Raw genomic sequence first — 8,725 nt, forward strand, 5'->3', positions numbered from 1 at the left:
CTAAAACTCTGGCGACGCCCTATAAAAACGCTCTTGTTTCAATGGGATAGCTGTTGTATAGAGCGATGGACCAGAAAGTTGCCCGATCGACGTTTGAGCAAGATGACAAGATCCGGCCGTCCCCCGACGTTTCGACCGTGGCTTCCGCCGCTGGCGCCGGCTGTGGCGAAGAAGGAAAATCGCGGCCGCTACCGGGGATCCCCGCGGGATAGGGGCTACGATTCGAAGTGGGATAAGCTGTCGGTAGTTTTCAGGCGTCGGAACCCCTTTTGCAAATGGTGCGCCGAGCAGGACCGGATTTCCCTGACGGCGGTCGTCGACCACATCCTGCCGGTGGTCGACCGGCCGGACCTGAAATACGAATGGTCGAATTTGCTTCCCTTATGTCATCACCATCACGGCACCAAGGCGAGCATGGAGATCTACGCCCGGGAGAACGGGCTGATCGAGATGCTGCCGGAGTGGTGCGCCAATCCGGAGAGCCGCCCGGCGCGCTGCCGGATCTTCACAGGCGGCACCGGGTGAATAGATATCTGGTGCATAATGCGGAGTAAGGGGCTGGATTATATCCGCACAATGCCGTATATCGACCGCAGAAAGAGGAGTCGGAAATGTCGGCAGACGACTTCAAGGCGTGGCAGGCGCACATGGGCTGGTCAAGCGCGGAAACAGCGCGGCGTCTAGGCGTGTCCAGCGATACCATCACGCGATATCGCCATCGGGGGGTTCCGAAGCGCCTAGGTCGTCTTGTCGGCTTCGCGTGCTCAGCGGTCGCCCATGGACTCCCAGTGTGGAAGCGCGTGGAGGCGGGTAGATGAGTCCGCTTCGGCGACACCACAGGGCATGGTTGGACGAAAATCAAGGAAGGTCGCCAGCGTGGCTTCGCGAGAGGCTGTCAGACGGCTTAGAGGTTCTCCACGCTGACCGCAATCACAGCAATGACGCTCCAGAGAACCTCGTTCTCGTCGACTACCTTGATCAAGTGCGGCGGCATGGCGTCGAATCGTTCCTGCGCGACCGGCCAGTGATAATCTCGCGGATGAACAGGCCATACGTCGTGCAAAATGCCTCCGACAGGCGCACGGACATGCAGGCCGCCTATTATCTGAGGCTGGATGGCAGGACATGGGGTGAGGTCAGCGCTGCCCTCGAACGCAGTATCGTGATTGCGGATGTTGAGGCCTACGCCCGTAAGCATGGCCTCAAGTGGCCGATCGCGGAGGAGAGCGCTCGTCGTCGGGATATGCGGCGAGCCTTATCCGCTGCCAGCTTGGCAAACCTGAAGCGAGGCAGGGGATGAACCGACGTGATTTCTTGAAGATGCTCGGCGTTGGGGTTGCGGCCTCAGCGATGCCCCTTGAAGCTTTCTCCGGCTTCGTCCCTGAGCCGCTGATTGAAGAGGCTGCTCGGTTGACAATTACGCCCATACCTCTCCTCGAGATTCTGTGCGGCAATCGGTGGGAGCCGGTTTTGGTCCCGGAGAGTCTGGAACTGCGGAATGATCCCGTCGAGTTTACACCCCAGGGCGGGGCCTACCGGTCTTTTGCTTTGCGGTCGGATCCTGAAATGCAGATGGTCGGCTTTGGCCTCGACGATATGGTTGGTGTAAAGGCTCTCCTGACCGCCATGGACGAACGAGAGCGTGTCCGTATGGCGCTTTCGCTCATTGGCGCAGACGATCAAGTGTTCCAGCACGTCTTCGACGGCTTTCCCTGTGAGATATACACTCATTACGGGAGCGATCCGCTTCGAATCGATCTGCGGATGGTCGCCGTGCACGGCGTGCTGGAGGAGGAGGTCCGGCGAGCATGACTCGAGTTGATGGGACACCGCATCTGGTCATGGCGACGTTACGGAAATCGCTACGGCCGGGCGCGTGGCGCCTAATTGGACGCTGACGCTCAAAGGCGCCGAGATCGCCGCTTGACCTCCGCTTCGTGCTCGCTCTACGGTGTTTTTTTCAACAACAAACCATGGGCGACGATGATGAATACGAAAAGCCTTTCCAGGGATGATATCGAGCGGCAGATCGCTGAACTGCAGCAGGTGCTCGTCGAGAAAGACCGCGAAGAAGAAGAGCTGCGCCAGGCCGAGGGAGCCGCGGAGGTTATAGAGCGGCGCCGGAGGATGAAGGAGGATCTCCTCTGGCTTCAAGAAAACGATGCAACCCTTCCCAAAGAGTGGAAGGACATCGACTCCCGCAAGATGCCGCGGGTGACCACCACCTTGAAGAGGCTGGCGGAGAAGGCCGGGCAGGCGAAGGGCATGGGCGGCCGCACCAAGGAGGGCTAATGGCAACCCCGCAGGATTGTAGCCTGATCCAAGAGGCGTTCGAGCGACACGGCCACGGCCCGTTGGAGGTGCTCTTTCCGGAGAGCCGCGCGCTTTTCGATGTAACGCTGCGGCGCCAGACCGACCGGCTTGTGTATCTGCTGCCGTGGCGAGTGCGCCTCAAGCGCTGGCTGCGCGACTTCTGGGAGCATACGATTTGCCGGCTGCCTCGCGAGATCATTGTCGATTGGAGGCATGTCCAGGTGACGTCGAGGGAGGTCATATGAGCGGCCGTGAACTGATCATCAGTGCCAAGATGTTCGCCACCGCAGCCCCGGCCGAAGATCAGCCGTCGACGCGAAGGGTCGGCGCCACAGAATCCGCGGCTCGACCTCTCGGACGAAGCATTGAGGCGATTGCTGAGGTGTGCTGGTTTGCCAATCCGGATCCGATTACCGACGAGGTGCTGCAGTAGCGGAAGGTGTCTTGACATTTTCGCAAAGGTCATGAGCCGTCAGCTAAAGCAGACGGCTTGTCCGTACCCTCCCCCGGTTTCCAGCCGGGATCGATGGGTCGAACTTCGGGGCCGCATGACGGCGGCCCATCCTGACGCAGAACTTGCCGCGCCAGGATGCCACGCAGACGGATATTGTGCGCGGCGTTGAGATCGGAATGCAGTTTATGACCACAAGCCCGACACTCGAAAGCATGCCGTTTCCGGTTGGCGCCAGCGGTATGACCGCAGCGCGAGCATCCCGTGCTGGTGCCTCTCGGATCGACCTCGATCACCGTCATTCCGCGCTCGGCTGCCTTGTAGCCGATGAAGAAGGCGAGTTGTCCGTAAGCCCATCGCTGGACTTCCCGGCGCACTTTCTTGCGCAGACGATGCCCGCGGATGCCGTCGAGTTGCTCAACCGCAATGACCGGACAACCGGCACGTTCGGCGAACGTAACGACAGACTTGGACACCTCATGATTGACGGCCTGCATGAACCTTTTCTCTCGACCGGACAGCCGTTTGAGCGTCTTGGCGACGGATCGCGTCGGACTCTCTGCCTTCTTCCTTTGGAGAGACGAGCGGATATGCAGATAACGGTCACGAACATGCTTGGTGTGGCTGCCTTTGCGCATCCAGTGGCGACTGCCATCGGTTGCACAGGCGAGCACGTTGATGCCCCGGTCAACACCGACAACGGCATCGTTTGGGGCGGTGCGTTCCTCAACATCTCTCTTGAAGCTGAGGGTGAGGAAGACGGACTTGCCGATGACCATCAAGCGGCCATCGCCGAAAGTCCAGTTGGCAATCTTGTCAGCAAGCCCCGGCGGGCCAGAGAAGGGCACAGCCTTGAAGCGGCCATCGGCGGTCCAGACGGACAGACCGGAGGACCTGATGGCCACGTCACGGCCGCGCTTGCCGCCCTGAAGGATGACAGCCTGCGATCTGAACACGGCCGGGGCGATCAGCGCGTGCTTATTGGACCGAGCAGCAGCGTATTTGCTGGCAACATGCCGGATGCAGGACACGGCGACTTGAGCCGAAAGACCGGCAGATTTGGCAGTATCATAGGAAAGCTTCTGAAGTCTGATCGCATTGGAAAGACGGCCGTTTTCGAAGGCAATCCGGCTCACGGCATTGCAGGCGGCAGTCCACGCCTCGACTGTGCGTCTGGCAGCATCGAGCGGAATATTCACCTTGAGTTTAACCGTGCGCGTAATTTCCGGCATAAAAGCCATATAGGCGAAAATGCCGGAAAAACAAGCGCCCTAGCAAAGAAACGCGCATTCCCCCGCCAATTCCAGACGTTCGCTTGTTATTCCCGCAGCCTGACTCCGGGCCCGCCGGAGCGAACATCTCCCGTCGATAGGAAGATGATTCCCGCGGCTTCGAGAGTCGACTGTAATCCAGCTAAAGTCTGAGCCCGGACCGGGGGGACTCCCTCGCATTGTTCGGCCCGCGATATGGTCGCGTAATGAATCCCCGATTCTGTGGCGAGTCTCTCGCTCGTCCAGCCGAGAAGCGCTCGCGCCGCCCGAATCTGTGTCCCCGTGATCATAGAGGTCTGATCGTAGACAGGGCTATGTTTTGTAGCAATCTGTTTCAACGGGGATTTTCCCAGCGGTTCGGAGCGTGCTATGTAACATCGAACTTCGATGTTGCAAAGTAGTAGGATTGTGGTTTATGGTCAAGGAAGCGTTGCGAGGGTTTTGGAAGAAAGGGAGCGCGACCATGGACAGGCGCGGCTTTTTGAGACTGTTTCCAGCAGCCGGAGCGTTGGCGGCAGGGACCGCGTTGGGCGGCTTGCCGGAGGTGCGTGCTTCGGGAATCGAGACCGCGGGACCGACGAAAGTCGGGAAGCTGGGCCGAAACATCTCTCATTCTAAGTACCAGCGTCTTGTCGACCCGGAGAAATGGGCCGCATGCAAGCGCGACCTTGTGTGGGGGCTCCATGATGGGGTTTTGCGGGAGATGCCGTGCTGGATCGGGGTTGAGCGGGATAACGAAACCGGAATGAGGGCGACTGTTTGGCTCTACGAACTCCCGGACAATATTCTGGTTGTCGATTCCATTTCGAGTATCGATGCGAATGCGCCGTTTCTTTCCGACCCTGACTTTTCTGATGAGATCAAAAAGTGGACAAACGATCTATCGCTTATTCCGTATGGGCATGGTGAAAAAACAGATAACATTTTCGAGGATATTGGTAGTACCGAGTACTTGAACTTAGAGGCTGTTATGGTTGATGATGTAAAATATTACTCCTCGAGTTCGTATGCGAAAAAGTTGCCAATCGTCCTCGCCAAACTTTCAACATCGTCTTGGCAAATGGACGATCTTTTGCAGCGGATCGACAACCAAACAATCTGGCATGTCGGGGATTCTCTTTTCGATTGGTATGTCGAGAACGCTTATGCGGCGATGAGAGATAACGGAAAATGGGAAGCGCCGTTTCCCTATCGAGGGGAAAAGCGTGGGGATTTCAAGTGCAAAATTACTGGTTTCTATGCGCTCTGCCTTGCCAATGCTGCTCGTTTAGACTCGAAAGGACTTCTATCGTGAGCAAGAATGGATCGATGAACAGACGGAAGATTTTGAAGGGTGCGATGGGACTAGGTGCCGCTTCCGTGGGACTGGCGGCGGCGCCAGCATTGGCTGTGACGGCGGAAAAAATCCCCGAGCCGGCATTCAGCCTCAACGAAGTCGGCCTCGCGAAATACGACGAACTGATGCGCATGCTCGCCGCGCGAAAGAAGCTGACGCCCCTGTCCTCCATGCACGCCGAACTCGCGGCGCGGGTCTACCAGAAAATCCACGGCCTTTCGCTCGAGGGAAAAGATCCCTCGGCATCGGACATCACGCAACTGCATAGAGCCTTGAGAGCGACGGGGGTTAGAGGGTAGATTCGTAAAGATTGGGGGGCGATCTCACGGCCCCGGTGATCAGGGGTGCTCCGGAAATAGAATGGACACTGATATGGAAATGATGGAAGCGGCAGTAGAGTCGACCGCGGCGATGGGTCCGCCAACCTTGGAGGATGCTCAGCAGTTGGCGGAAGAGAATCCCGTTGCGATTGATGATCTTTCAGCGGTGGAATCAACAGTACAGGTGGTGACGCCCGAGGTTGCCCGCCATTTGCGCGAGACCGCCCATTTCGAGCGCCAGCGGAAGATCAGCGAAGGGAACGTCAAACGCCTTGCGGCCGAGATGCAGGTCGGCCGATTTATCCCGGGAACTCAGGTCTACATCTGCGTCCTGCCAGACGGGAAGGAGTTGGTGATCAACGGGAATCATACGCTGGAGGCTGTTGCCGCCTGTGGAATTCCGCAGGTGTTGACTGTCACCCGAAAGCAGGTGGCAGACATCGACGATGCCGGTAGAATCTATGCCGTCTTTGACATTCACAAGGCTCGGTCCTGGATTGACAGCCTTCGGGCGACTGGGCAGGGCGAGGATGTTGCTATGGCACCGAAGGTTCTGAGCGCTATCGGGGTGATAAGGAACCGCTTCGAACAGATAAAGGGGGAAGCATTCGTCTCCCGCCTTGATCGCCTCAATTCGCTTAAGAAATACAAGGAGCCGGCCGAACTGCTTAGCGCCGTCCTTCAGGGGGCACCTACCGAAACAGCGACGTATGTGAAGCGCGCCGCAATCATGGCGGTTGCACTGGAGACATTCCGCTATCAGGCATCGCAGGCCGCGGAATTCTGGCGGCGCTTTGCCCAAGATGAAGGTCTGGTCGCTGGTATGCCCGAGCGCGCATTTCTCATATGGCTGCGCAACAATCGTAATACGAGCGGTGCCTCTCCCCGCCGTGTACAGGCGCGTGCCGCCGCGTTGGCATGGAACGCCGCCTTTCGTGGTGACGAGATCAAGATGGTCAAGCCGAACGGCATGGCCGCGTTCTACCTGCTTGGGACGCCTTGGGCGAAGGGGCTGAGGGCTTCCAAGTAGAGGTGCCATATATGCTGGCGATGATTCCAGTTTCACTGGTGGAGGCGGGTGACCGCCCCCGGCGCACCAACCCTGCGCAGGTGGAGAACATCCGCGAGAGCATGGTGGATGTTGGCATCCTCAATCCGATCACCGTCTATTGCTGCAAGGTCATACGCGACCATGTGGCCGTGGACGGCTACGGCATCGTCGCTGGCGTGCATCGTCTCGAGGCTTGCCGACAACTCGGTTGCGAAGAGATTCCAGCGCAGGTGGTGGATCTGTCGGAACTCCAGCGGCAGATTGCCGAGTGCGACGAAAATCTCTGCGGACCTAAACTGACGCCCTCTGAGCGCGCATTCTTCACCCTCCGTCGCAAGGATGCCTATGAGGCTCTGCATCCAGAGACGCGGGCCGGGAAGGCACAGGCCGCCGGCATGAATCGTGCCAAAGGGGCTAACGTGAGCGACAAGTTGGCGCCGACGTTCACCGCCGACACCGCCAAGAAGACCGGCCAATCCGAGCGCGCTGTCCAGCGGGACGCCGAGCGCGGAGACCGCATCGCTCCGCAGGTCATGGCGGAGATCAAGGGCACCCGCTGGGACAAGGGCGTCAACCTCGACGTGCTGAAGCGCCTCAGCCACCAAGAACAGCGGCAGGCATGGTTCCGAGTGAAGAACGGCGCCTCGCCGAATTTCGAGGATGCCTATGATTTCATACGAGGCGAAGAGCCACCCGCCCGCCGACATCCAGCGCCCAAGCCAACAGAGCAAGCAAATCAAAGCGTCAACGGGAAGGTTGCTTCTGAGACACCCTCACGATCTGCGGCGTATAAATCTCTTGTCGAGGAATTGTGCCAGATGCCAGTGCCGGACCGAATCGAAACCATCATGTCCCTCATGCGTGAGGTGGGTGTTGAGCCGCCATTCAACCTTTAGCTCGAAAGGTGAGTCATGAATGCACCATATGACACCACGCCGAAGCCGGCCTTTCTGCGCGCTTTGCAGCAGCAAAAGTGGACAGTCCACGGCGCGCTCAGTGAGTTGATTGACAACTCCTATGGACCCGGCAGGGGCGACGCCTCTACAGTGCTGATCATACATGACACGACGAATCGCGTGCTTGAGGTTGTTGACGACGGTCGCGGCATGCAAGCCGTGGGCATGCTGTTTCAGCTTGGCGATACGATCGGTCGGTCGGTGGGGGACATCGGACATTACGGCTCTGGCGGCACGATGGCCATCCTTTGGTTCCCCAGTGTTGTTGATGTGTGGACACTTCGCGATGGGCTGGTTAGCCACCACCAGAGGGCTTGGGCGCAGCAGTTTGGAGCAACTTCGTTCTTTCCTGTCCCGAATGAGTGGGAACCTTCGACGCCCAGCAATACGCCGGACGAACTGCGTGAGTTCAGTCACGGCACCATGATCCGTCTGCATCTCCTGACTGGGCGTTCAGTTCACAGCGGCCATGTCACCAGAGAACTTTCCCAGATCTACGGTCCCGGCCTGCGGCGCGGCAAGCGGCTGCTCTGGCAGACAATAACCAACGGGAGAAGCTCGGATATTGCGGCGCTTTCAGACCCATTTCAGTCACCGGAGTCGGCGAAAGATCACATAACCTTTGAAGCATCGATCCGCGTCGGCGTGCAGTCTTTGCCGGTCCGGGGTTGTGTCGCCTTAATAGATGGCCGGACCTACAAGCAGTCCCAGATTGCGGTTGGCTACGGCTACAGAATCATAGAGCGGACCAACGACTGCTACCAATCTCCAGACGGTAGCGAAAAATATCACGGGATAGGCGTTGGTGGGTGGGTCGATCTCGGGGAGGGGTGGCAGTCGCATTTGTCAACAACCAAAGATGTGATCATCAATTCCGATGCGCGCGATGCCCTAATGGGACTGATTTTCTCTAAGATCAAGCCGCTCCTAGAGCAGACGGAAAGCGCCGAGATACGCATACTTTTTGAAGACATTGCCCTCAACTTTCGAGCTGGCCTCGGCGCGCTTAGAATGGATTCATCGCTCG

13 protein-coding genes are annotated in these 8,725 nt (G+C 58.4%); 10 read left to right on the forward strand and 3 right to left on the reverse strand.

The features are described 5' to 3' along the window. Positions 1-162: 162 nt before the first annotated feature. The gene (locus tag Q8P46_04965; GenBank protein MDP2619511.1) at positions 163-525 is read left to right on the forward strand and encodes an HNH endonuclease signature motif containing protein; all 363 of its coding nucleotides are present in this window, start codon (positions 163-165) and stop codon (positions 523-525) included. A gap of 379 nt (positions 526-904) precedes the next feature. Here the strand turns inward: Q8P46_04965 and Q8P46_04970 are convergent, their stop codons facing one another. Further along, positions 905-1,198, reverse strand: a complete 294-nt coding sequence (locus Q8P46_04970) for a hypothetical protein (protein MDP2619512.1) — start codon at positions 1,196-1,198, stop codon at positions 905-907. Positions 1,199-1,206: 8 nt separating this feature from the next. Between Q8P46_04970 and Q8P46_04975 the strand changes: the two genes are divergently transcribed. The 4 genes from Q8P46_04975 (at position 1,207) to Q8P46_04990 (ending at position 2,746) form a co-directional block, all read left to right on the forward strand. Then, on the forward strand, positions 1,207-1,812 hold the full coding sequence (locus tag Q8P46_04975) for a twin-arginine translocation signal domain-containing protein (GenBank protein MDP2619513.1): 606 nt from the start codon (positions 1,207-1,209) through the stop codon (positions 1,810-1,812). Positions 1,813-1,923: 111 nt separating this feature from the next. Next, positions 1,924-2,292 carry a hypothetical protein gene (locus Q8P46_04980; GenBank protein ID MDP2619514.1) on the forward strand — a complete coding sequence of 123 codons (369 nt, stop codon included), beginning with the start codon at positions 1,924-1,926 and terminating at the stop codon, positions 2,290-2,292. Then, on the forward strand, positions 2,292-2,558 hold the full coding sequence (locus tag Q8P46_04985) for a hypothetical protein (protein MDP2619515.1): 267 nt from the start codon (positions 2,292-2,294) through the stop codon (positions 2,556-2,558). The genes Q8P46_04980 and Q8P46_04985 overlap by 1 nt, the downstream gene beginning before the upstream one ends. Continuing rightward, the gene (locus tag Q8P46_04990) at positions 2,555-2,746 is read left to right on the forward strand and encodes a hypothetical protein (GenBank protein MDP2619516.1); all 192 of its coding nucleotides are present in this window, start codon (positions 2,555-2,557) and stop codon (positions 2,744-2,746) included. The genes Q8P46_04985 and Q8P46_04990 overlap by 4 nt, the downstream gene beginning before the upstream one ends. Before the next feature lie 29 nt (positions 2,747-2,775). Here the strand turns inward: Q8P46_04990 and Q8P46_04995 are convergent, their stop codons facing one another. Both Q8P46_04995 and Q8P46_05000 read right to left on the reverse strand, forming a co-directional pair. After that, positions 2,776-3,996, reverse strand: coding sequence for a transposase (locus tag Q8P46_04995; GenBank protein MDP2619517.1), 1,221 nt, complete (start codon positions 3,994-3,996; stop codon positions 2,776-2,778). A gap of 86 nt (positions 3,997-4,082) precedes the next feature. Further along, positions 4,083-4,325 carry a helix-turn-helix transcriptional regulator gene (locus tag Q8P46_05000; GenBank protein ID MDP2619518.1) on the reverse strand — a complete coding sequence of 81 codons (243 nt, stop codon included), beginning with the start codon at positions 4,323-4,325 and terminating at the stop codon, positions 4,083-4,085. A gap of 125 nt (positions 4,326-4,450) precedes the next feature. Here Q8P46_05000 and Q8P46_05005 point away from each other — a divergent pair, with 125 nt between their 5' ends. The 5 genes from Q8P46_05005 to Q8P46_05025 form a co-directional block, all read left to right on the forward strand. After that, positions 4,451-5,329, forward strand: coding sequence for a hypothetical protein (locus Q8P46_05005; GenBank protein MDP2619519.1), 879 nt, complete (start codon positions 4,451-4,453; stop codon positions 5,327-5,329). Between the two features lie 14 nt (positions 5,330-5,343). Next, positions 5,344-5,670 carry a hypothetical protein gene (locus Q8P46_05010; GenBank protein MDP2619520.1) on the forward strand — a complete coding sequence of 109 codons (327 nt, stop codon included), beginning with the start codon at positions 5,344-5,346 and terminating at the stop codon, positions 5,668-5,670. Positions 5,671-5,731: 61 nt separating this feature from the next. Continuing rightward, positions 5,732-6,721 carry a hypothetical protein gene (locus tag Q8P46_05015; protein MDP2619521.1) on the forward strand — a complete coding sequence of 330 codons (990 nt, stop codon included), beginning with the start codon at positions 5,732-5,734 and terminating at the stop codon, positions 6,719-6,721. An 11-nt stretch (positions 6,722-6,732) separates the two neighbouring features. Further along, positions 6,733-7,638: a ParB/RepB/Spo0J family partition protein gene (locus Q8P46_05020; protein MDP2619522.1), complete on the forward strand. Its 906-nt coding sequence runs from the start codon at positions 6,733-6,735 to the stop codon at positions 7,636-7,638. Between the two features lie 15 nt (positions 7,639-7,653). Further along, on the forward strand, positions 7,654-8,725 hold a 1,072-nt coding region (locus tag Q8P46_05025), incomplete at its 3' end, for an ATP-binding protein (protein MDP2619523.1).

It is taken from the genome of Hyphomicrobiales bacterium (assembly GCA_030688605.1).
In the GTDB taxonomy this organism is placed as follows: Bacteria; Pseudomonadota; Alphaproteobacteria; order Rhizobiales; family NORP267; genus JAUYJB01.

Coding starts and splice junctions, on each gene's coding strand:
- Q8P46_04970 (MDP2619512.1), bottom strand. CDS start 1,198: ATGCTTACGGGCGTAGGCCTCAACATCCGCAATCACGATACTGCGTTC.
- Q8P46_04985 (MDP2619515.1), top strand. CDS start 2,292: ATGGCAACCCCGCAGGATTGTAGCCTGATCCAAGAGGCGTTCGAGCGA.
- Q8P46_05010 (MDP2619520.1), top strand. CDS start 5,344: ATGAACAGACGGAAGATTTTGAAGGGTGCGATGGGACTAGGTGCCGCT.
- Q8P46_05020 (MDP2619522.1), top strand. CDS start 6,733: ATGCTGGCGATGATTCCAGTTTCACTGGTGGAGGCGGGTGACCGCCCC.
- Q8P46_05000 (MDP2619518.1), bottom strand. CDS start 4,325: ATGATCACGGGGACACAGATTCGGGCGGCGCGAGCGCTTCTCGGCTGG.
- Q8P46_05015 (MDP2619521.1), top strand. CDS start 5,732: ATGGACACTGATATGGAAATGATGGAAGCGGCAGTAGAGTCGACCGCG.
- Q8P46_05005 (MDP2619519.1), top strand. CDS start 4,451: ATGGTCAAGGAAGCGTTGCGAGGGTTTTGGAAGAAAGGGAGCGCGACC.
- Q8P46_04995 (MDP2619517.1), bottom strand. CDS start 3,996: ATGCCGGAAATTACGCGCACGGTTAAACTCAAGGTGAATATTCCGCTC.
- Q8P46_04990 (MDP2619516.1), top strand. CDS start 2,555: ATGAGCGGCCGTGAACTGATCATCAGTGCCAAGATGTTCGCCACCGCA.